This window comes from Thiocapsa marina 5811 (assembly GCF_000223985.1).
GTDB classification, from domain to species: domain Bacteria; phylum Pseudomonadota; class Gammaproteobacteria; order Chromatiales; family Chromatiaceae; genus Thiocapsa; species Thiocapsa marina.
This window is the reverse complement of record NZ_AFWV01000010.1, coordinates 1-22,388: the sequence shown is the minus strand read 5'-3', so window position 1 is coordinate 22,388 and position 22,388 is coordinate 1. Positions and strand designations below refer to the sequence as shown.

General features: G+C 64.9%; 21 protein-coding genes. 16 read left to right on the top strand and 5 right to left on the bottom strand.

Features of this window, described 5'->3' with window-relative positions:
* Positions 1-29: 29 nt before the first annotated feature.
* Both THIMADRAFT_RS14965 and THIMADRAFT_RS14960 read left to right on the top strand, forming a co-directional pair.
* The gene (locus THIMADRAFT_RS14965) at positions 30-482 is read left to right on the top strand and encodes a response regulator (protein ID WP_083829297.1); all 453 of its coding nucleotides are present in this window, start codon (positions 30-32) and stop codon (positions 480-482) included.
* Positions 475-2,934, top strand: a complete 2,460-nt coding sequence (locus THIMADRAFT_RS14960; protein WP_040731702.1) for an Hpt domain-containing protein — start codon at positions 475-477, stop codon at positions 2,932-2,934. Before THIMADRAFT_RS14965 ends, THIMADRAFT_RS14960 begins: the two co-directional genes overlap by 8 nt.
* Before the next feature lie 14 nt (positions 2,935-2,948).
* Here THIMADRAFT_RS14960 and THIMADRAFT_RS14955 read toward each other — a convergent pair whose 3' ends face one another.
* Together THIMADRAFT_RS14955 and THIMADRAFT_RS28400 are read right to left on the bottom strand one after the other, a co-directional pair.
* Positions 2,949-3,680: a 16S rRNA (uracil(1498)-N(3))-methyltransferase gene (locus tag THIMADRAFT_RS14955; protein WP_007193903.1), complete on the bottom strand. Its 732-nt coding sequence runs from the start codon at positions 3,678-3,680 to the stop codon at positions 2,949-2,951.
* Between the two features lie 10 nt (positions 3,681-3,690).
* A complete protein-coding gene (locus THIMADRAFT_RS28400) occupies positions 3,691-4,395 on the bottom strand; it encodes a DUF423 domain-containing protein (protein ID WP_324603142.1) in 705 nt (234 codons plus the stop codon).
* A gap of 674 nt (positions 4,396-5,069) precedes the next feature.
* Between THIMADRAFT_RS28400 and THIMADRAFT_RS24830 the strand changes: the two genes are divergently transcribed.
* The 4 genes from THIMADRAFT_RS24830 (at position 5,070) to THIMADRAFT_RS14930 (ending at position 10,755) form a co-directional block, all read left to right on the top strand.
* Positions 5,070-6,983, top strand: a complete 1,914-nt coding sequence (locus tag THIMADRAFT_RS24830; RefSeq protein ID WP_007193901.1) for a mechanosensitive ion channel family protein — start codon at positions 5,070-5,072, stop codon at positions 6,981-6,983.
* Between the two features lie 464 nt (positions 6,984-7,447).
* Positions 7,448-9,676 carry an AAA family ATPase gene (locus THIMADRAFT_RS14940; protein WP_007193900.1) on the top strand — a complete coding sequence of 743 codons (2,229 nt, stop codon included), beginning with the start codon at positions 7,448-7,450 and terminating at the stop codon, positions 9,674-9,676.
* A gap of 297 nt (positions 9,677-9,973) precedes the next feature.
* The gene (locus THIMADRAFT_RS14935; RefSeq protein ID WP_007193899.1) at positions 9,974-10,327 is read left to right on the top strand and encodes a hypothetical protein; all 354 of its coding nucleotides are present in this window, start codon (positions 9,974-9,976) and stop codon (positions 10,325-10,327) included.
* Positions 10,324-10,755 (top strand): HNH endonuclease, encoded by a 432-nt coding sequence (locus tag THIMADRAFT_RS14930; protein ID WP_007193898.1) that lies wholly within the window; start codon positions 10,324-10,326, stop codon positions 10,753-10,755. The genes THIMADRAFT_RS14935 and THIMADRAFT_RS14930 overlap by 4 nt, the downstream gene beginning before the upstream one ends.
* Positions 10,756-11,396: 641 nt before the next feature.
* Here THIMADRAFT_RS14930 and THIMADRAFT_RS24820 read toward each other — a convergent pair.
* Together THIMADRAFT_RS24820 and THIMADRAFT_RS14920 are read right to left on the bottom strand one after the other, a co-directional pair.
* Positions 11,397-11,579, bottom strand: a complete 183-nt coding sequence (locus THIMADRAFT_RS24820; RefSeq protein ID WP_050799585.1) for a DUF5615 family PIN-like protein — start codon at positions 11,577-11,579, stop codon at positions 11,397-11,399.
* Positions 11,576-11,815: a DUF433 domain-containing protein gene (locus THIMADRAFT_RS14920; RefSeq protein WP_007193897.1), complete on the bottom strand. Its 240-nt coding sequence runs from the start codon at positions 11,813-11,815 to the stop codon at positions 11,576-11,578. Before THIMADRAFT_RS14920 ends, THIMADRAFT_RS24820 begins: the two co-directional genes overlap by 4 nt.
* A gap of 244 nt (positions 11,816-12,059) precedes the next feature.
* Here THIMADRAFT_RS14920 and THIMADRAFT_RS24815 point away from each other — a divergent pair, with 244 nt between their 5' ends.
* The 10 genes from THIMADRAFT_RS24815 (at position 12,060) to THIMADRAFT_RS14875 (ending at position 21,096) form a co-directional block, all read left to right on the top strand.
* Positions 12,060-13,079 (top strand): PDDEXK family nuclease, encoded by a 1,020-nt coding sequence (locus tag THIMADRAFT_RS24815; protein ID WP_007193896.1) that lies wholly within the window; start codon positions 12,060-12,062, stop codon positions 13,077-13,079.
* A 317-nt stretch (positions 13,080-13,396) separates the two neighbouring features.
* Positions 13,397-13,582, top strand: a complete 186-nt coding sequence (locus THIMADRAFT_RS26695; RefSeq protein WP_139052850.1) for a hypothetical protein — start codon at positions 13,397-13,399, stop codon at positions 13,580-13,582.
* A 291-nt stretch (positions 13,583-13,873) separates the two neighbouring features.
* Positions 13,874-14,482, top strand: coding sequence for a hypothetical protein (locus THIMADRAFT_RS14905; RefSeq protein WP_007193893.1), 609 nt, complete (start codon positions 13,874-13,876; stop codon positions 14,480-14,482).
* A complete protein-coding gene (locus THIMADRAFT_RS27145) occupies positions 14,461-14,628 on the top strand; it encodes a hypothetical protein (protein WP_158308389.1) in 168 nt (55 codons plus the stop codon). Before THIMADRAFT_RS14905 ends, THIMADRAFT_RS27145 begins: the two co-directional genes overlap by 22 nt.
* A 103-nt stretch (positions 14,629-14,731) precedes the next feature.
* Complete coding sequence (locus THIMADRAFT_RS14900; protein WP_007193892.1) at positions 14,732-15,469, top strand: PP2C family protein-serine/threonine phosphatase; 738 nt, start codon at positions 14,732-14,734, stop codon at positions 15,467-15,469.
* A gap of 88 nt (positions 15,470-15,557) precedes the next feature.
* On the top strand, positions 15,558-16,127 hold the full coding sequence (locus THIMADRAFT_RS14895; RefSeq protein ID WP_007193891.1) for a hypothetical protein: 570 nt from the start codon (positions 15,558-15,560) through the stop codon (positions 16,125-16,127).
* A gap of 96 nt (positions 16,128-16,223) precedes the next feature.
* Entirely contained in the window at positions 16,224-17,669 is a 1,446-nt protein-coding gene (locus tag THIMADRAFT_RS14890; RefSeq protein ID WP_007193890.1) for a DDE-type integrase/transposase/recombinase, read from the top strand.
* Entirely contained in the window at positions 17,666-18,511 is an 846-nt protein-coding gene (locus THIMADRAFT_RS14885; RefSeq protein ID WP_007193889.1) for an ExeA family protein, read from the top strand. The genes THIMADRAFT_RS14890 and THIMADRAFT_RS14885 overlap by 4 nt, the downstream gene beginning before the upstream one ends.
* Before the next feature lie 18 nt (positions 18,512-18,529).
* Positions 18,530-18,748: a hypothetical protein gene (locus tag THIMADRAFT_RS14880; protein WP_007193888.1), complete on the top strand. Its 219-nt coding sequence runs from the start codon at positions 18,530-18,532 to the stop codon at positions 18,746-18,748.
* 671 nt (positions 18,749-19,419) lie between these two features.
* Complete coding sequence (locus tag THIMADRAFT_RS14875) at positions 19,420-21,096, top strand: DUF6399 domain-containing protein (protein WP_007193887.1); 1,677 nt, start codon at positions 19,420-19,422, stop codon at positions 21,094-21,096.
* Between the two features lie 1,095 nt (positions 21,097-22,191).
* Here the strand turns inward: THIMADRAFT_RS14875 and THIMADRAFT_RS14870 are convergent.
* Positions 22,192-22,388 (bottom strand): ISAzo13-like element transposase-related protein (locus THIMADRAFT_RS14870; RefSeq protein ID WP_007193885.1); only part of this gene is annotated, 197 nt, incomplete at its 5' end.

Below are 22,388 nucleotides of genomic sequence, written 5' to 3'. Positions count from 1 at the left end.
CTTCAGTGGTCGGGGGCTTGTCAGTGACGATGACGAAGGTTCCGGCTCCGTCCGATTCGCCTGCGTCGGATCGGCTGCCCGCTCGATCGCTGCCGGCGCCTCTTGCGCGAGGCGATGCCGGGATCCTGCTGGCGGACGACAGTCCGGTGGCTCGCCGCTTCGCCGCCAAGCTTCTGAGCGATCGCGGTTACCGTGTCGAGGTTGCGCTCGACGGCCTCGATGCGCTCGGGATGTTGCTTGATGTGAAGCCCGATCTTCTGCTTCTCGATAGTCGGATGCCGCGGCTGGACGGGTTCCAGGCCTGCGCACTCGTCAAACGAGCCCCCGGGCTTGCTGACCTGCCAGTGGTGATCCTCTCGGATTGCGGAGGGCTATATGACCGCGTTCGGGCCCATTTGGCCGGGGCGCGGTCTTGTCTTGCGAAGCCTTTCACCGCCGATGAGCTGTTGAATGCCGTTGCCGGGGCACTCTCCGATGGCTGATCCGCGCCTGTCTGTCGAGATCGACGCCGAGATGTCGCGTTCGACAACGACTCTTCAGACGCTCTCCGAGGTGATGCGGCGGGTGCGTCCGAAGTTTCATCGCGGTCTGGTCGCCTGGTATCGAGACGCAGCGGATCCGCGGGGGCTGATGCGCCTCGAGACCTTGTTTCGAAAGGTGAGCGCCGGTCTGGGCGGCGGGATGCTGGCCGACCTCTTCGCTCTGGCGGAGATCTTTGCCGTCGCGCTGCATGACGGACGATTGGGCGGCGATGCGGGTGCGCGCGCCTTGATGGGGCAGCTCGATCGGGTCTTGAAGCCACTTGCTCGGCAGCCGCCCGTTTGGCCGGAGGACGAGGCTCGAGCGCTGATCGATCGGCTTTTGGATGTGCTGGGAGGCTTGGAGCCGGGAGACCGCCGGGTGATGGATCTGGCTGCCGTGTACCGCTCGTCCGAGACGGTCGGGTCCGCGCCGAGTGCGCGTCGCGATCGAATATCGCCCGCCCGAGACGATGATCTCGATCGCACGGCCGGCAGACTTGCCGAATTCGTTGCTCTCGAGGAGCTGCTGGAGCTGATCGACCGCGGCGCATTCGTCGATCCGGCAGCGCTTGATGCCGCCTATGCGGCACTCCACGAAGTCGTCGGTGTCCTCGATCCGACCGATGCCTGTCGGCTTGCGCCGCGTCTGGGGGCGATCGCCGACCAGGCGAAGGCGCTGGTGTCGGCCGACTCCTCCGAGCAGTCGACACGTCTGGAGTCCTTGGTCGCCGATCTGCTGGCCTTGGAATCGATCGTGCAAACCTGGGTGGAGGAAGGTGTCGCCGTGCAAGCGCCGTCGCCCGGTCCCGGGATGGCGCCGGCCGAGCTGACGCGTGCCGCTTTGGGTGAGCTCGATCATGCGCTTCGGGGGGGCATCGCGTTGCTGTTCGGTGATGGCCGCGTTCCGGATATCTCCCGACGCGCGGATGAGGTCACGGCGATGCTTGCCCGACTTGCCGGCGTTCTGCGCCTGCTCGGGCTGACCGAAGCTGCGGATCTCGCTGCGGCCTGCGGAGACTGGGTGCGTCGACACGACACCGGTCGTGGCGCGCCGTCGGTCGATGACGGGCCTGCGCCGTTGGCACAGGCGCTGGGCTGTTTGGGACGAGAGATCGACGCATGCCTGGCCGCAGGGCTTGCAATGCCGTCCCCGACGGGGTGTGCCGAGGCGGCGTTGTCCGCGCTCGCGCGCGCGAGCGCGCAGCGCGGGGCTCCGGCCATGCCGCTCGGAGCGCCGAGGGGCGTGCCCTCGGAAGGGTCGCCCCCCCCGCTGATCCCGACGCCCGCGGAGGAGAGGATTGCTCCGGAGCTCATGGAGATCTTTCTCGAAGAGATCGACGAGGAGATGGCCTCCGCGCGGGAGCGGCTTGCCCGGTGGTCGCTCGATCCACGGGACGCCTCGGTCGTGACCGGGTTGAAGCGTCATTTCTCCGTCATCAAGGGCAGCGGTCTGCTCGTCGGGGCCCGACGGGTTGCGGAGGTTGCCGCGTCGGTCGAGGAGCTTCTAGTCCGTGTGGCGGCGCAGCCGACACGCGATCCTGCGGCGACGAGCTTCATCGCCGAGGTGCTGGATCAGCTTCCGGCGTTGGTGCACGGAGCGGCCGAGGGGGGCGCCTCCGTCGTCAAGGCGCTGGTCGCGCGCGCCGGGCAGATCGCCGAAGCGGCGACGGATGCGGATACGGACCTCGATGTCGACGGCTTGTCGGCACTCGTCCCGCTGGATGGTTCGGCGCGGTTGGACGATGTTCCGCAGATCCCCATCGAGGACCTGCTCGATACCTTCGAGGCCGCCCCGGAGACGCCGGGCGAATGGGTGCTGCCGGATGTGGATGAGCTACCCGATAGCGAGGCAGCGGATGCGTGCTCCGCTTCCGGCGGCGCACTCGAACGCTCGGAACAGGCCCTCGCCGAGGAGCTCGAGCAGGCGCTCTCTACCCTGACCGACCCGGGGACGGAGCCTTTGGATGGTCCCGTGACTCAGTCGGCGCCGGCTCCTTCGGCCTTGCCGATACCGGGCGCGGATCCGGTCCCGGCGGCCGTCTCGCTCGCGGAGCAGATTGCCGAGATTACGCGCTGTCGCGCAGCGTTGGACATCACCCATGCGCGACTGATCTCGGGCTTGGATGCACTCGACCTTGGTCTGGCACGTCTACGGGATCTTGTCGATCGTCTCCAGAGCAATCCACACCCGAACGGGAGGCCGCCGGGCGAATCCGCGGACGCCATGGGCGAGGGTCTCGTGCAGCGCGAGCTCTGCGGTCGCTTGGGGGAGATCCTCGATGATTTGGAGAGCGTGAGGCGCGGATTGATCGTCGATCGACAGGCGTCGGACGAGCCGCGAGCACGACAAGCGAAACTCCTTCAAGCCGTCCTGGACGCCTTGGTCAAGTTGCGTTTGGATGGGGTGGAATGACGATCGCGCTGCCTCTAGTCGCCGAGATCCCCCCAGAGCGCTTGGATAACGGCGATAGCGGCGAGTGGGGCCGTCTCGGTGCGTAGGATCCGAGGCCCCAGGCGCACGCCCTCGAAGCCTCGCGTGCGAGCCCCGGTGCGTTCGCGCGGGCTGAGTCCGCCTTCCGGGCCGATCAACAGGGTGATGGTCGCGACCGGGGCGGATAGGGCGGTCAATGGCCGATCGGCCTCCGGGTCGAGCAGCAGTCCGCCGTCCGCATGCTTGCTCAGCCAATCCGAGTAGGTCGCCGCAGCGGCGAGATACGGCAGCCTTCGCCGCCCCGATTGCTCGCAGGCCCCGATGAGGACGCCACGCCAATGTTCGAGCCTCCGTTCGAGTCTCGGGCCACTCAGGTGAACCTGGCTACGCTCTGTGAAGAGGGGCGTGACGCGGCCGACCCCGAGCTCGACGGACTTCTGCAGCGCGTAGTCCATCCGCTCGCCTTTGGAAACGCCGAGCGCGAGGTGGATGTTCAACGGCGGGACTCGCTCCGGGGCCCCGGGCGTGCCGATCAGCGCTGCTGTCCCGCTCCGCTCGACGCGGATCAGGTGCGCGGGATAGTCATAGCCGTCGCCGTTGAACAACACCAGGGGCGTCTCGGTCGGTAGGCGCAGGACTTGGGTGAGGTGGCGGGCTTGAGCCGACGGCAGCTCGAGGGCCGTGCCGGGCTCCAGAGGCAGGTCGACATAGACGCGCGGGATTCGCATCGGCGAGACGTCAATCCGCTCCGGGCCGGGAGTCCGTATGGGCGCCCTCCCGGAGACCTCGGGCACCGGCGACAAGCAGCGCCCAGCCCGCAAGCAGGAGCAAACCGCCAACCGGGGTGATCATCCCGATCGCACGCTGACCCGTCAGCACGAGCGCAAAGAGACTGCCGCTGAAAAGCACAATGCCGGCCAAAAATGCCCCGGCCGCCCGATGGACGAGACCATCGGCGGGTCGCTGCAGCAGCCACAGCCCGCAGGCCAGGATCGCAAGCGCGTGCAAACCCAAGTAGTCCGTCGCGGTCGCCCAGTTCGCGAGCCGCTCTGGGCTCACGATCTCTCGTAAACCGTGTGCCCCGAAGGCTCCCAGCGCGACCGTGACGAACCCGCAGGTCGCGCCGGTCGTTAACCAAATTCGTGCTCGACTCATCCGCTTTCCTCTGCCGGTCCCGGAGTCATCAGAAATACCTAATAAAGCAGATTTATGAAAGCAGGCCAAAATTCTGTTTTGACCGCGATCGGGGCAGTCTCTACCCTCGCACCAGCTTAGCGATAGACCGAGACAACGAAAAGCGCTGTGTCCGGAGAATGTCTGTTCCGGGCAAAGCGATCGCGGCGGGATGTTCGGATTGATGACAATTTTGTAGACGAGGAGAACTGAAAATGCTTCGTCAACGCGGTCCACGATAATAGAGACAAAGACCTGGACCAGCGTCAAGCGCGTTCAGCGCCGGCGCGGTTGACAAGAGCAAACTGTTCGAATAATGAAGCTGACCGGGCCGAGTGCCCCGAGTTGGCTCGATATTGGCCGGGCGCCGCAAGGCGCCCGGTTTTTTTGTGTCCGTATCCGGCTCGTCGGCGGCAGGGTAGGGTCCATGAAATCCCGGAATGCTGGGCAAAAAACGTGGCTTTCGTACTTCAACCGGTGACGCCCCCTCACCGTCAGTCGCGCCGTGCTTTAGGTTCTGGCTTGCGGGAGCCGGCTCGGCCGGCTCGACCGCATCGGCGTGGATCTGCCGGGCGAAAGCTTTCAAGGCCCCTTTGATCTATCGGCTACAAGGCAGCAACCCTCCCGGCTAGAGGCGTTGCTGCGTTAGACTCATGCATAACGTGTCCCTCGATCTTACTCTGTGTCGAGGGATTCGTTCGTTCGAAGCACAACCCGCGCGCATCGAGGAGGCGTGCGGTTAAAGACATCGTGTCTCCCGTGTGAGCGGTATCCAAGGTGCTGCCCTCCGAGGACAAGGCCTGATCACCGCTCCGTCTCGGTAACCAATGCTCTCGGGCATGCTGGCGCTCTAGGCCCTCCGGGCCGCCGCTCAACATCGATTGCCGTTCACACCACACTGCTCGCCAGTCCATTCCAGCCACCAACTCGTAGAGGAGTCATTCATGCAAATGATGCGCTTACCCTTTCTTTTGGCAATGGCCCTGTCGTTGCTCTGCGTCGCGGCGATGGCCGAGGAGAAGGCGGCCGCACCCGAGCCGGTGACAACCGCGGACCCGTCGATCCCGGTCGATGAATTGGGCCTGTTGCTCAAACCGCTGACCAAGGCGCAATTGCTGATCGAAGCGGAAGCCTGGCAAGGTTTGGTGCAGAGTAAGGCCGAGGAGATCTCCAGAGCCGAGATCGCCGTGAAGCGTCAGAACCAGGAGATCGACAAGGCGCAAGCAATCGAGGAAGCGGCCGCCAAGGCCAAGCAGCAGCTCGAAGAGGTCGGCAAGCAGGCGACCGAGGCCCGCGCAAGCGGTGACGAGGATGCCATCGCGAAGGCGGACGCCGCCGCTGCCGACGCACGCGAGCAGATGGACATCGTGAAACAGCGCGTCGAGGAGGCAGCCGGTGCGGCGGAGCGCAGCGCAGCGATACGCGACGAGCTCTCCGAGGAGGTCAAGGCCAAGCTCGAAGCGACCGAGGACGCCGCGCAGGCGGCCGGCGCTGCCGTCGACGACTTGACGGAGGTGGTCGACGAGGCCAAGGGCAAGACCGGAGAGGTGTTGCTCACCGCGGCGCAAGAGGTGCGTGATGCGACGGGACAGGCCGAAGAGGCCACCGATGTCGTGGCGGAAAGGGCCGCGGATGTTGCGAACGCCGAGAGGGACTCGGCACAGACGATGGAGGCGGCCGACGCGCTCGACGCCGGCGCAGCCGCTGCCGTCGGCGAGCAGGCCGCGGAGTCGAAGAAAGACGAGAAGGTGGCCCTGTTGGAAGCGGTCGCGGACTTGCGTGAGCAGCGCACGCTGCTGCTGGATCAGTTCAAGTCCGTGCTCACCGCTTTGGAGGCCAAGACCGACGAGGGCGACGCCGACACGCTGGCCAAGATCGCGGATTACAAGCTCTATGCCTCCGCCGTGAAAGGCATCGAGCTCGATGTCAAAGACACCACGTCCGCCTGGCTCGCCATCAAGGGTTGGGCCATGTCGGACGAGGGTGGTACGCGCTGGGCCGTCAATCTGGCGAGCTTCATCGGCATCCTGCTGGTTGCCTGGATCATCGCCGGCATCGCCAGCGGCCTGATTCACCGTGCCGTGCGTCGCGTGCCGGGTGCATCGAAACTGCTGGAGGACTTTGTTGTCAAGGCGGTGCGATGGGTCGTTCTGGCCATCGGTTTGATTATGGCGCTGGCGTCGCTGGAGGTGAGTATCGGTCCGCTGCTGGCCATGCTCGGCGCCGCCGGCTTCGTCGTCGCCTTCGCGTTGCAGGACTCCCTGAGCAATTTCGCCAGCGGCCTCATGATCCTGTTCTTCAAGCCGTTCGACGTCGGCGACGTGGTCGACGCGGGCGGTGTCTCCGGCTCGGTGGAATCGGTGAACCTGGTCTCGACCACCATCAAGACCTTCGACAACAAGAAGATGGTGGTGCCGAACAATCGCGTTTGGGGAGACGTCATCACCAATGCCAGCGGCGTCACCGAGCGGCGTGTGGACATGGAATTCGGCATCGGTTACGACGACGACATCGACCAGGCCCAGGCGATTCTGGAAGAGATCGTCAACGCCCATCCGCAGGTATTGCAGGAGCCTTCGCCGACCATCCGCATGAGTGCACTGGCGGACTCGTCGGTCAACTTCATCGTGCGACCCTGGACCAAGACCGCCGACTACTGGACGGTCTTCTGGGACATCACGCGGGAGGTGAAGATGCGCTTCGATGCCGCCGACATCGGTATCCCGTTCCCGCAGCGCGATGTGCATCTGTACATCGCCAACGGCGGCGACAAGCTGCCGGGGCTGATGGCGGCGCCGGCGCCGGCGCCGGCGCCTGAGACCGGAGCCAAGTCCGACGACGGCGGGCTCGATCGCTGATCCGGGCGAGCTTCAAATAAACGTCCTTTCTGCAGTAACCCTGCGGAAAGACGACGCGATTGCTCCTGTCGGTGCCCGCGGGTGATGGTTCCTCCGATGCCGCCAAGGTTGCGGAGAACCTTCGCCCGCACATCGAATCGGCTGAGCCGAAAACCCCGCGCCGCGTGACCCCGCAAGACCCGTACCCCAAGGCGATCGGTCCGTCACGCGTCCTGTCCGACATGTCGTGTCGCATCCGAATGGTCCAATACGCCCTTCACCCAGATCCAATCCGCTCGAAAAAAGCTCGCCGGAAAACACGCGAAACGGGGTTCATCGTTTGACCGATCGAGAGCCGCCGGTCACCGGATGCCCGAGACCCGAAGACCATCGAGCTGCGGACCCGCCGCAGAGTCATCGCGGGATCCGGCACAGGCCCGACGACGGTCGACGTTTTCAACCTTGGCAGAGAGAGCAACGAAAATATGAGCCAGCACCCGCATCGCACCCTGTGGCGTCGTGACTTCGACGTTGTCCCGGCCGCCGAGCGCCGTCTCGCCCGTTTTGCCCTGCAGTGGCTCGACAGCTTCCCGGCCGCGCGCGTCACGTTGAGAAGCGACGACACACTCGTGTCGATCTGGCGGTTAACCCTTCCGCTGCTTGATCCCGAGTCCGTGGGGGGCTGGCTGCCGCCGGTTCACGCAGGGTCGCCGGACGAAGACGCCGACGTCCGCTACGAATCGGACCTGGAACGCCAGCTCGCGAAGCGTCTCCACAACGACTGGCCGGGCGACGAGGATCAGGCGCTGGATCACCGCCAGAAGCGTCACGTCCACGGCTTTTTCCAAACGCTGCCGCGCGCTGTCTTGAAGCGTCTGGCCAAAGCCGACGGGCGGGCGCCGATCTCGTCGACCGTCGCCCTGCTCGGCGAGGTCCTCGGACTCGACGAGACCAGTCTCTGCGTGCTCGATTTCCTGGAGCAGCGCGAGCAGTCCGAGGCGCTGCGCACGGTCTTGCGCGCGGGCAGCCGAGGCACCGGGCGGACCAATCTGGAGCGCTTGGCCGGGGTTCTGGGTCTCGATCGGAGTGCCATGCGCGAGGCATTGGCCAAGCGCGGCCCGCTGAACAGTCTCGGGCTCCTCGACCGACAGCACCGTCACGAGTCCGACCTGGAGGACTACCTAGCCCCGCAAAGCCTCCTGCGCGACGTGCTCGATGCCGCCCCGCGGGACAGCGAGGCGCTGCTTGCGCTCCTGATCGAGCCGGCGCCCGTCGGTGCCTGGCGACTGGATGCCTTCCCGCATCTGGCCGCCGACACCGCACGGCTAAGCGCGACCCTGGGCCGCGCCGCGGCCACCGGGGCGGTCGGCGTCAACGCGCTCTTCTACGGCGCGCCCGGCACTGGCAAGACCGAGCTGGCGCGTGCCCTGGTCGAGGCGTGCGGGCTGCACGCCTATCAGGTGCGCAGCGCCGACGAGGACGCGGACGGGCTGAATCGCGACGGGCGTCTGTCGGCCTATCTGGTCGCGCAGCGCCTGCTCGGGCGACGCGGCGGCGCGGTGCTGATCTTCGACGAGGTCGAGGACGTGTTCGACGAGGGCGGCGGCCTGCTCGCGTTGCTGGGCAGGCAACAAAGCGCGGGCCGGCAGAAGGGCCGGATGAATCGCATTCTGGAGGAGAACCCGGTGCCGGCGATCTGGATCACCAACCGCACCGACGGTATGGATCCGGCCTTCCTGCGGCGCTTCCTGCTGCCGGTCGCCTTCACGACCCCGCCCCGCTCGGTCCGGCGTCGGATGGCCGAGTGCCATCTCGGGGACGCGGCACTGCCGCCGGCGCTGCTCGACGAGCTGGCGGCGGACACCGCCCTGGCCCCGGCGCAGCTGGGCGCGGCCCGCCGTCTGCTCGACCTGCACCCGGAGGCGCCGGCCGAGCAGACGGTGCGCGACGGCATCGGGGCGCTGCGCAGCCTCCTGCACGGGGCGCCGGGGCCGCGCCGACGTCGGACGGGTACGGCGTTCGACGTCGCCTATCTGAACCTGGCCGGCGACATCACGCCGGGCGCGATCGCCCGCGCGCTGGCCGAACGGGGGCACGGCAGCCTGTGCTTCTATGGTCCGCCGGGGACCGGCAAGACCGCCTTTGCCGAGGTGCTGGCCGAGGCGCTCGACCGCGAGCTGGTGGCGCGGCAGGCCTCCGACTTGGTCTCGCCCTATGTCGGGGAGACCGAGCAGAACCTGGCACGTCTGTTTCGCGCGTGCGACCCGGCGCACACGGTCCTGCTCCTGGACGAGGTCGACAGCTTCCTCGCCGACCGGCGATCGGCACGGCACGGCTGGGAGCGCACGCAGGTGAACGAGCTGTTGCAGCAGATGGAAGGCTTTCCCGGCATCTTCATCGCGGCAACGAACCTGATGTCGGGCATCGACGCCGCGGCGCTGCGGCGGTTCGACTTCAAGCTGCACTTCCGTGCACTGAAGCCGGCCCAACGCCTCGCCCTGTTCGCCCGCGAGGCGCTCGGGGATGCTACAGCTCCGGTCCCACCGAAGATCGCGCGGCATCTGACGGCGCTGGAGAGCCTGACGCCCGGCGACTTCGCCACCGTCTGCCGCCAGCGCGAGCTGCTCGGCGAGACCCCGACACCGGAGCAGTTCCTGCGCCGGCTGATGGCGGAGTGTCGGTTGAAGGGGGATGAGATGGTCAGGGCGGCGTGATCCCGGAGGGGAAAGCGTCGTTTCGATCGGCGCCGAGGCGGAACTGCGCGGGATCCGCTTCGGCGAAGTCATTCCAGGATTTGCAGCAGCCTTATGAGGCCATACGCTTACGCGATTCCGGCTCGATTTGTGAAGGTCGATGGTTCGATCGTGCCGATGAAGGACCAACCGAATCGGAGATCGATTGGTGGCCATGCTTCCGAAACAGGCCGCTACAACTTGACGTCCCCCTTGGCTGGCCCGAATACTCCGGACAGCCATTCGATAAAGCCTGTTCTTTAAGCGGAGTACGGCGACATGCAACTGACCCTGCAAATACCGGATGACCTTGCGGCAGCGCTCACGCCCCGCAAGGAGGGTCTTCCGCGCATTCTGAGCCTTGGTTTGCGCGAGCTCGACGCCGAAGGCGCTGCCGGATTCTCTGGATTGGCGGACGTCATGGAGTTTCTCGCCAGCCTGCCCACACCGGAGCAGATCATGGCACTCCGCCCAAGCCAAGCGCTCCAGGCCCAAATCGACGCCCTTCTTAAGCGCAGCCGCGAGGGCGACCTATCGGACGAAGAGGATCGTCAATGGCGACACTACCAGTACATCGAGCATCTGGTTCGTAAGTCCAAGATTCGAGCTGCAGAACGACTCCGGCAGGCGTGAGCCGAACATTTATCCCGGCGCGCCTGCGCCGACTGATCCGCGAGCGAGCCGCCGGCCGCTGCGAATACTGTGGAATCCCGGAGACAGTCAGCTTCGCCCCCCACCAGATCGATCACATCATTGCCGAAAAGCACGGGGGATCAACAAACCACGAGAATCTCGCCCTCTGCTGTACCCTCTGCAACCGATACAAGGGCAGCGACTTGACGGCCATCGATCCGCAAACCAACCTCGTCGTTCCGCTGTTCCACCCCCGACGAGACACCTGGGATGATCATTTCGATCTCGCCTCGGACGGGACACTTTCAGGCACCACACCCGCCGGTCGCACCACCATACGCCTCCTTCAACTGAATCGTCCCGAGCGCATCGAAGAACGGCAGTTGCTCATCGCCGCGAAGCTCTGGACCCATCCCACCGATGGGTAGCGTTAGCCGCTGGTCGCCTTGAACAGGTGCCCAGGTGCCGAGTACGACACACACCGTCGTCTACGAAGGATATCGTTGCAGCACCTCGCAGGACACGTATCGAGATCCGCCGGCGATCTCGGTGGCCTGCAATCTGACGACGGCGTTCGGCACCATCTTAAGGAGTCACGATATGCTCTTGAGCAGTTTCAGGCTTCGCCATGTCACGGCAGACTCACCACCACCGAACACCGAAACGGGTTCGTCATCCTACGGGCTGATCGTTTGCCTCCGGCCGCTCCCCACCCCGCCTCGCGGCGACGCAGTAACCTTTGGCTACGGGGGTATGGCTTGCCCCGGTACGGACTTCACTGTACTGACAAGACGCCTCTGCAGGCGTACCGTGGCCTGAGTTGCGAGCGAGGCCGGTCTGCGTCGCTTCGATCCGGCGCCTTGATCAGTGCATGGAACGTCAAATCGACCGACTGGTCACGGACGATGAACGCGCACCTTGACCTCAGTGGCAACAACAAAACAGTCTCGCCAAGAACCGACATCCTGGCCATTGAACAGCGACAGGATTCGATTCATGACGGCGCGGCGTCCCGGTTGCTTCATGCGTATCAGCAGAATTCCATGATGAGTGCCTGGCTTAAACTGCCTCAGGTCGGAAAATCGAGATCCTGAGTGATCAGGAAACGACCGCCGCTCTGAGCGCCAGCCCAAACATCCGGATCGGAATGGCCCATCAAACCCTCATCAACGACGGAATCGATGTCATGCCCCAAAGCTGACAGGTCCGCCATCAAAGTGGAGGGGATGTTTTCATCCAGCTTGATCTTCACGCAACCTTCGGGATCGCCGGAATCGGCAGATCTTCCTCCGCCGAAGCCGCTGCAAATGCAATCACAGCGTGAAGATCCTCTTCCGATATCGTCGGATAAGCGGCCAGGACTTCGGCGATACTGTCACCGTCGGCCAGGCTTGCCAGCAGAGTCCGAAGCGTAACGCGTGTTCCGCGAATCACGGTTTCACCGCCGCAGATATCCGGTTTGGCGCCGAAATGGGCAAGGTAGCTCATGATGTCTCCCACCCTGAAAATCATGCCCCATTGGGCTGATGAAAGCAGGTCTTTGTCAACAGATCTCGCCGATGGATAGCGATACCCGTTGGTCGCCAGGAACTTGTTAGGAGTACGACGCGCAGTGTCGCATACGAAGGATATCGTTGCAGCACCTCGCAGGACACGTATCGAGATCCGTCGCCGACCCCGGTGTCCTGCAAGGTTACGACGCCGGTCGGCAGCATCATAAGGATTCACGACAATGCTCTTGAGCATCAACCCCAAGACCGGCGAGACGGACAAGCGGCGGACCCTGCGTCTGCAGTCGTTCGGGCTCGACGAGCGGGCGCTGCAAGGGATCCTCTTTCGCTCGCTGGATCGCCTCTTTCCCGATGACGAGCTGCTCCTGCTGATGCAGTCCCGCGCATGGCAGGAAGAGCCGGATCTAATGGCCATCGACCGCGAGGGCAGGCTCTTTATCTTCGAGCTGAAGGCGTGGGAGTCGCAGGCATCGAACCTCCTGCAGGTGCTCCGTTACGGTCAGCTCTTCGGGAGCATGGGATACCCCGAGCTGGATGTCTGGTTCAAGAAGTCCACCGATCCATCCCAATCGCTCAAGACGGCACATCGGGCCAAATTCGAGGTCGAGCTCCCGGAAGAGGCCTTCAACCGTAAGCAGGTCTTTGTCGTCATGACCAACGGCATGGATTATCGAACCCGCGAGGCCGTCCGGTATTGGCGGTCGGGTGGATTGGATGTCCGGCCATGGGTCTATCGCGTCTATGCCGGTGTTCCGGACGAGATGTTGCTCGAGATGTCGCCGTTCAGGGTCTGCGACAACCCTTACGAGGATATCGCCGAGGGGTACTACATCCTCAACACGAATTTCAAGAACAGCCCGCAAGACCACAACGACATGCTGTCGAGCCGGAAAGCCGCGGCCTATTTCGATCCCTGGAAGTTCAAGATCGAGCGGTTGGCACGCGGCGACATGGTCTTTCTCTATCAATCCGGGGTCGGCATCGTCGCCGTCGGCGAGGCGGACGGGACGCTGATCAAATCGCCCTACCAAGGTCGCGCGGAACATCCCGACGAGGAATACGCGATGAGACTGCGCCGGTTTCAAACCGTCTCGCCCCCATTGACTGCGCAGGAGATCAAACAGATCACCGGCATCAACCACGTCTTCATGAGCACCATGTTCGGCCTCGATGTCGACAGCGGCAAGGCCATTCTCAAGCACATCACGCAGCCGCAACCGCCGCAGATCACAACGGCGTAACGGCGCCGCGGAGACCATCCCCGGACGACCCGGCACCCGATGCGAGCGGCCGAGGATCGCGCCGGGACATTGCCCAGATGGACGGACAACATGCATCCGACAGACATGAGCGAAGCGACCGAGAACCCGAGCGAACCGCGTCTCGACTGGCACCTTATCCAAATGCGCGACGCGAGCGACATTTGGTGCACCAAACGCGACACCACGCAGATCGCCGCGGTCGAGGGCGGCTGGCTGTTCCGCTTTCACCACTACGACGGCTCGCAGTCCGCCATGAGCACCCAGGCCCTGACCTTCGTGCCGGACCCGGAACATCGGTGGTCGCCCGAGCAGACCAAACCACACCACACTGGGAGCGTCTGGGCAGCGCCGTCACCATGGGCTACAACGACCGCACCGCCCGCATGGCGGTGCCCGGCGGCTGGGTCTATCTGAGCGCGTTCGCCACACGCGACGGGAATCTGACCCTCGCGTTGGTGTTTGGGCCAACGGAGACGCTCTGAGTAGAGCATGCCGTCCCCGTAGCGAAAGCGCACTTCGGGGCTGCGCCGGATAGCTGCTTGAAACGCTGAAGGGGCCTTGCTGACCCTGACCGACCGTCCAAGTCCCGGCTCCCTCGTGACATTGCTCCCGAGACCGGGTGTCACGAGCCCCTAAGGTTCGGGTGATCTGCCTAATGAAAAGGGCCTGCTTTCTCGGCACGTCACAACACATAGGAAACGTGATCACGATTCTGAAGGAAAAGCCGTGCCCGGTCACGTTCAACCCTTTTTAGGATTCACCAGAGACCCGCCATGTCAGTCGCCGACACCCTGATCAAACAGATTCTCAGCGCCGTGCCAATACACGGCAGGGAGCATCTACTTGCCGTGGATGAGCCACCGGACGACGGTGTGCTTCCTGCCGGGCTTTTCGACGACGCGCCCGAGCTGGAGGTGTTCCGGGAAAGGGTGCCCGACACCGGGCCGGAATTTCCCGATCGTGCTGACTCGATCGCCCTGCTCGGGACCTACCAGTGGATGGGTAGTGCCGGCATCATCAGTCTCTACCGGGGAAATATCGAGGCATTTTGGAAGAGTCTGATCCGCGATGCCCAGCGTCGCTTTCCGTTCATCACCGAGAAGGATGCCGAGCGGGTGCTTCGATTACTGGTGCTCTCCGTCTATCAGCACGAACGGTTCCATTACGTTTGCGACTTCTCTCGGCGCTTGGTCGGCGGATCCTTCGACCGTTTGCACGAGGAGGCGCTGGCGGTGGCTTGGGAGTGGCAGTGGCTCAGGTCTCAGGACCGCTGGAACGTGTTCTACGGGATGATGCACCCGACCCTGCGACGTTGTGTCGTTCAAGCGATGTTCGACCGGCGCTCGCCGGGGTATCGGGATTGGCGAACCATGCCGAGCTGAACGCTTTCCACGATGCGGTGACGGCCTATCTTTATCCCGCGGCGGCGCAGACCTTCGCCGGTACGTCGTTCAATTTCGCGGCCTGGGCGTTGGCGCATATTCCGGATGACGGGAATCGGGCCTGGGATGAAAGGATTTTGCCGTGACGATCGGTCTGCGGATCGTTGCTGCCGCGTCATCCCGGTCGATCGCGCGGGTGACCCTGCTTGAAAAGTCGCCTCTCAGTTGCGGCCCACGGGAGATCGGCAAGTGAAGCACGGTATCGAGCTCGCGTTTGCGCAACACCGTGGCCTGCTCGCCCGCGATCAGCAAGATGCGCTCTTGGTCGCGGGCGCTGTGAGTCAATATCCCGATCTTCGCGCGCGCCTGGGCATCGCCGAGAGCCAGGACGGACTCTGCGCCGTCGCCGACGGCGTCGCGATCAGCCCCTACCCGCAGCGGGCAAGCCGCACCGTGCTTGAGGCCCTGTGCGAAATCGGCCCGCAGCATGACGATTTGCTGCAAGACGGCTGGATCGGCCCGCGGCTGATTCGCCGGCACGTCCATCCGGCGTTGTGCCGAGCGCTTGCCGGGGATCGCCGCACCCGCGGCTCGGCGTGCACCTTGGCCCTGCTGCAATGGCGCGCGGGGCGGTTCAGCGTGCTCAACGTCGGGGATTCGCGGGTGTATCGCATCGACCGAGAGGGTCGCTGGCAGCAGTTGTCGCGGGATCACACCTATTTTCAGTCCATGGTCGAGCGTGGGGAGAGCGCCGCCGACCAGTACGTGGGTCAGCTGTATCACGATCTGGAGCATATGCTCGGGGCCGACGAGGCCGAGGATGACTTTGCGATCCATTGGCGCCCGGGGGATTGGACGCCGGACGAGACCTTTCTGATCTGCACGGACGGTCTGCACGACACGCTGGGGCAGGAGGCGTTGGAAGCGCTATTGAGTACGGCCACCTTCCCTGATGTTTCTTCCCCCTTAAATCGTCATCTTTCATGAGGGAGAGCGGTGTGCCTCCCTCGGGGTGCTTGAACAACAGCACCCGTCGGGAGAGTCTCTTGTTTGCGAAGACAAAGAGACTCCATCAGTGTGCCACGCCGTCCTTGAAAGCCCCACGTTTTTCGCCGTGTTGATGCACATCGACGAGGACCTCGCCGAGGCCGCCCGAGGGGAGGGTTGTCCCGCCTGCGGCGGGGTGCTGCATCAGGCCGACTACCCCCGTAAGCCGCGAGGCTGTCCGGAACCATGGCGCGCGGCGTTCGCGACGCGTCGCAGCTTCTGCTGTGCGCAGTGTCGGCGGCGCCTGACGCCGCGCTCGGTGCGGTTCCTGGGCCGGCGGGTCTATCTGGGCCTCATCGTCGTGCTGGCCTCCGTGCGCCATAGCGGGCATCACCCCCAAGCGGACGCCTTGGCCGCGACGCTGGCGGTCCCGATCCGCACCCTGCGGCGCTGGCAGACGTGGTGGCGGGAGCAGTTGCCGCAGACCCCGCTGTGGTGCGGCGCGCAGGGGGGCTTTGTGCCGCCGGTGGATCTGCAGCAGGCGCCGGGGAGTCTGCTCGTGCGCTTCCTCGGCGATGCCGCGGACGCCGTGGTGGCGTTGCTGCGCTTTTTAAGCCCCTTGACGAGTCGTTCGTGCAGGCTGCACGAGGGCGGCTGACGCCACGCAGAGGATGCAGCTCGAAGGCGTCCGGGCACCCGGCTAGGCTGATCGCGAAGGTGTCGGAAACCCCGGCACTGTCGCCGGGAGACCCCTATGCCGATCCCCATCGAGGTTCCGCAACGCGAGCGGTGGGCCCGCGTGCGCTTTGCGATCATTGGCCCCCTACTCGCCGCCCCGCCGCCGGACGGTGACTTGCAGGCGGCCTTGGCCACCCTGGCCGCCAAGACCTGGCGCCATCCCGTCACCGGCCTGGATGTTCGGTTCGGTGTGTCGACCCTCGAGCGCTGGTACTACGCCGCGCGCGCTGCCGCCGATCCGGTGGCGGTGCTGCGCAATCGCGTGCGCGCCGACCGCGGGGCCTTCCCGAGTGTGCTGCCCGCCGCCCGCGAGGCCCTGCAGGCGCAGTACCGCGATCATCCCGGCTGGACCGCCCAGCTGCATCGCGACAACCTGGCCGCGACCCTCGCCGGCACCGCCACCCCGGTGCCGTCCTATCCGAGCGTGCGGCGCTACTTGAAGGCCCACGGGATGGTTCGCCGCGCCACCCCCAAGCGCGACACCGCCGGCGCGTTGGCCGCACGCGATCGCCTGGAGCAGCGCGAGGTGCGCAGCTTCGAGGTCGAATACGTCTCCGCGCTGTGGCACCTGGATTTCCACCACGGCTCGCGCAAGGTGCTCACGCCGTCCGGAACCTGGCTGACGCCGTTGCTGTTCGGCGTCATCGACGACCGCTCGCGCCTGGTCTGTCACCTGCAGTGGTACACCAACGAGACCGCCGAGGTGCTGGTGCACGGACTGTCGCAGGCGTTCATGAAGCGCGGCCTGCCGCGTGCCCTGATGACCGACAACGGCGCGGCGATGCTGGCCGAGGAGACCGTCGCTGGATTGGCCCGACTGGGCGTCCTGCACCAGACCACGCTGCCCTATTCACCGTACCAGAACGCCAAGCAGGAGGCCTTTTGGGGCCGCGTGGAAGGCCGCCTGATGGCGATGCTCGAAGGCGAGCCGGGGCTGACCTTGGACACCCTCAACCGCGCCACCCAAGCCTGGGTCGAGCAGGAGTATCACCGCAGCACCCATTCGGAATTGGCCACCACGCCGCTGGCGCGCTATCTGGAGGGCCCGACCGTGGCGCGCCCCTGCCCGGACGCCGCTGCCCTGCGCGCGGCCTTTCGCATCGAGGTCGCACGACGCCAGCGCCGGGCCGACGGCACCGTCAGCCTGGCCGGCATCCGCCTGGAGATCCCCGCGCGCTACCGCGCCCTGGAGACGGTGCATCTGCGCTACGCGCGCTGGGATCTGGCCCATGTCGATCTGGTGGATCCGCACAGCGGTGCGATCTTGAGCCCCGTGCGTCCGCTGGATAAGGCCGCCAATGCCGGGGAGGCTCGCCGTGCGCTGGTGCCCGGCGCACCGCTGCCGCAACCGAGCGCGCCCGGCGGCATCGCGCCGCTGCTGCGCCAGCTCCTCGAGACCCATGCCGCGACCGGCCTGCCGCCGGCCTATCTGCCCCTGAACACCGCCGAGGACATCCGATGAATGCGCGACTGCTCGCCCTCTACGGGCTGAAATGGCATCCCTTCTCCTCGGAGCTGCCGATCGAGGCCCTCTACATCCCCCCGCGCGTGGAGCAGTTCCTGTGGCGCATCGAGCAGGCGCAGATCCGCGAGGGCGGGTTTGCGATGATCCACGGCGAACCGGGCACCGGCAAAAGCGTGGTGCTGCGTCTGCTCGCCGAACGCCTCGCCCGGCTCCCGGATCTGAGCGTCGGCGCCATCGACCATCCCCAAAGCAGCCTCGGGGATTTCTACCGCGAACTCGGCGAGCTGTTCAGCGTCCCGCTGCGTCCGCACAACCGCTGGGGCGGCTTCAAGGCGCTGCGTGCCACCTGGCTCGGCCATCTGGAGACGACGCGTCGGCGTGCCGTGCTGCTGGTGGACGAGGCACAGGAGATGAGTCCCGCCGTGCTCAACGAGCTGCGCCTGCTCGCCAGCGCCCGCTTCGATTCCCAACCCCTGCTGTGCGTCGTCCTCGCCGGGGACACCCGCCTCACCGATCACCTGCGCCGCGAGGAGCTGCTGCCCTTGGGCTCGCGCATCCGCACCCGTCTGGCCACCGAGCATGCGCGCCGCGAGGAGCTGCTCGCCTGCCTGCAACACCTGTGCGCCAGCGCCGGCAACGCCGCCCTCATGAGCGAGCCCCTGCAGCACACCCTCTGCGACCACGCCGCCGGCAATTACCGCATCCTCGCCACCCTGGCCGCCGAGCTGCTCGCCGTCGCCGCCCAAACCGAGCGCCCCCACCTCGACGAGGCGCTCTTCCTCGAGGTCTTCACCCCGCCCGCCACCGCCACCCCGCGGCGGGCTGCCCTGCCACGTTAACCCACTCGGAGCACCACCATGCCGCAGCCCTATACCACCCTGCAGCCATTCTTCTGGCCACCCCTGTCCGATGACGCGGTCCTCGCCATCCGGGAGGTCCTCTTCCGACTGACCGATCAGTTCGAGACCCGCTACGCCTCCCAAATTCGCGATGCCGAACGCGACGAAAACCGGCCTCACGACCACCAACCGGACCTGTTCGACGGACCGGATTTCGACGATCCCCTGTTGTTCTGAGTCCCGCCACCGCGCTGGATCCACCTCGCGCCGCCGGCCCACACCCCGGCCGCGCGAGACCGGGGGAGCGCTTCGCCGACCCCCATCACGCAACTTGATCGCGAAACCATCAAAATCGCTGACCGCACTCACAAACGGCTTCCAATTCCCGCATGCGTTCATCGACATCTCTCCTTTTCGTCACATCGCGTCCGCGATGATTGGCTAACGAAGGTGTCCAGGTTTGCCGCGTCCGAGCCGGGGCGCGCTGGAGGCGCGGCAACGGGGCTCGGGAGCATGTGGAAACGGGGACAGACCACTTTTTTCTCATGCACACTGAGCCCCTTCACTTCCGAATCGATACCCCCACCGCAGCAAAATAAGGGACAGACCACCTTTTCTCCCCCGGCACAATGTACCCCTTCACTTCCAAATCGATGCACCCTCCGCGGCAACTCGCAATCCTCTCCAACCCAGACGGGGCCTCGCTCATAAGCGCGGCCAAGTCCGATCCCAGGGCTTGGTGATAGACGTGCGGGGATTTGGCAGGATCCTCGAAATTTCCTACCCTTGGAAGTGCAAACTCACCGAGGGGTCGGAAAGATGTTCGAAGATCCTGCCGAGATTGACTTTAGACCAAGCGCGTGCGCTGCGCTACCCGGCCATTCGAGACTCTGCCGTGGGATCGGGTCGTGACGCGACGCACACGCTTGGAACAAGCCGAGTCCATCGCGGCGGCCGAGACACGGCTGGCGACAGGGGAGACGCAACGCGGCGTGGCCGCGGATATGGGTGTCGCGCGCAGCACCCTGCGGGGATGGTGCCGGGACGTCCCGTGCGGGGATCCGCCGGCGGGCTTGGCGGCCTTCGCACGCACCCCGGACGGGGTCGCTTGGTTGCATCGCATGGTGCTGGCGGCGCATTTCAGCATCACGTTGCGGGCGGCGGGCGGCACCCGGCTGGTGAGTGAATTCCTGGAGTTGAGCGGACTGTCGGCCTTCGTCGGGATCAGCGACGGTGCGCAGCATGCACTGAATGCCGCTCTGGAAACGGCCGTGGTCGCGGTGGCCGCGGAGCAGCGCACGGCGCTCGCCGAGGGCATGCCGGCGCGTGCGGTGACGGTGTGCGAGGACGAAACCTTTCATCCGGGGATCTGCTTGGTGGCCATCGAGCCGGTGTCGAACTTCATCCTGCTGGAGCACTACGCCGCGGATCGCACTGCGGCGACCTGGACCGCTGCGCTGGAGGACGCCTGCACGGGGCTCGCCGTGGAGGTGATCCAGAGTACCGCCGACGAGGCCAAGGCGTTGCGCCGGCATGCCGAGACGGATCTCGGTGCCCACCACTCCCCGGACCTCTTTCACGGCCAACACGAGGTCTCCAAAGCCACGGCCTTGGCGTTGGCGCGTGATCTGCGCCGGGCTGAAGCCGGCGTCGCCGCCGCGCAGGCGCACTGGGAGGCCGAGCGCGCGGCGCAGCAGGCGTTCGAAGCGCGCGTACCGCGCCCGCCCGGGCGTCCTCCCGCCTTCGAGACCCGCATTGGCGCCGCCCTGAGCGCGCTGGTCGCGTGCGAGACCGAACGCGACCGCGCACGGGAGCGGCAGAGCGAGGCGCGTGAATTGATCCGCGAGCTCGGTGTGCTGTATCACCCATATGATCCGGTGGATGGACAGACGCAGCCGGTGGAGCGCGTGGCGGCGCGCTTCACCGCGGTCTGGACGCGGCTGAAGGGATTGGCCGAGGCCGCCGACCTGCCCGAGCGCGCCCGCGAACGCATCATGAAGGCCGAGCGCCTGACCGTGCAGTGGCTCGCTACGCTCGCGTTCTTCTTCGCCACCGTGAGCGCCAGGGTCGAGGCCCTCGCGCTGTCCCCGGAGCTGGAAGCGGCAGTCCTCGAGCAGCTCATCCCTGCCATCTATCTCGAGCGCGTCGCCGCCCGCAGCACCGCGGCCGAGACCCGACACCGCGTGCAGGCGGTGAGTACCGCGTTGCTCGACGCGCTGCGGCGCGCCGATCATCCGCTGCAGCGTCTCGCGCCCGCGAACAGCGCGCGGGTCGAACAGGTCGCCGGCGCTTGCGCCGATCTGTTCCAACGCAGCAGTTCCTGCGTGGAAGGACGCAACGGCCAATTGTCGCTGCATCATCACGGGCGTCATCGCTTGAGCGATCGCAGGCTCGCTGCGCTCACGGCCGTGCACAACTTCCACATCCGCCGCCCCGACAGTACGACCGCCGCAGAGCGCTTCTTCGGGCGGACACACCCCGCGCTGTTCGAGCAACTCATCCTGCGTGTGCCCTTGCCGCCGCGACCGCGACGCCGACGGCCACGCCCGCCGAAATTACCCTATCTGATGCCGGTCGCGGCATGACGGGGTGGACGGGATAATGAACAAGGCCAGCAAACTTTCCAGGTACCATATTTCAAACAGACAACGCGGGAAAGTGAAGTCGCCGTTCTCGTGCCTATTCATGAATGCACTCGTACGAAGATGTTTTTGATGCGGCGTACTCGGTATCTGGACGCAGAAAAATACTTGAGAGCGTGGTTCGCGAGCGACGGGGTGACGCTCCCGGAAGCGATAGGTCCGAGATCCAGCTCTTTTGCGGACAACGGAGTTGCATCTTGTGCGGTTAATGGGTCATGTGCTTGTCATCGATGATTCGGTGGCGGAATATTTTACCTCAACTTTCCATTTGCTTATAGCGTCCGGCTCGTATCGCCCGGTTTCGGTTATATGCCGATTTCTAAACTCGCCATAACCACACCACGTGGTCTTTCCTTCTTTTGCAGTACAAACCGCGAAGACCTCCCCTTCAATAGAGACTTCAAACTGTCCGGTACTTTGTTATGGCGTCATAGTCCCGTCTCCTGCGCCCTCTCTATCTAAAATTATTCGTGAGGCTGGCTAGTTTACACTAGTCTCACTGACAGAAACCAATAGGCACTGATCATCTTCCGCGAAGCTGGAAAATAAATAACGCCAGCCAGTGACTTCGTACGTCTTCTCCATGCTTCCACCGCGAAACGTTACTGCCATTCCCACGAACAGGGAAGACAGCAAAAACGGAACACTTCCGATTTTCTTTGTGCCAGCGTAAAAGTATGTTTCTTGCCTCATTGAATACTCACTAAGCTCATCGAAAAAGGAGACAGATTAGTTTATGGCCTCAATGGGAACCCAAGCGTGCAGCCTAGAGCGGACAACAAAAAAGCCGAACCCCTCGAACGATCATCAATCGCTCAAGGCAGTTCGGCTTGGTCTATCGTCGTCGAGTCCATGGTGCTCGATTTCCTCCGTGACGTGTGCGCGGAGCATAGCACAGGCTCCAAGCGTGGTCGTCATGCCAGGTCGATGCGCCGGGGAGCGTGGCTATTGAGCGGGTCGAAAGGTAGCGGATGCTTTGCCACAAAAGTCCGAGGCCCTACCCACGCTAAGTAACGGTTCAAAAACTAGTTAAACATTTTAACAAGCGAACCCATTTGGATCGACGAGGTAGTTCCATTGTCCGTTCACGCAATCGTGGCGAATGAACCGATCCTTGACGTCGCGGAAGGTGTCGGAACACGTACGGCCGATCTCGTAGGTCGCGTCGAGGATCCGCGCGGTCACGCTCAACCCCGTTTGTGTGCGCGTCTGCTCGACGGTGCGCAGAGCCGTCT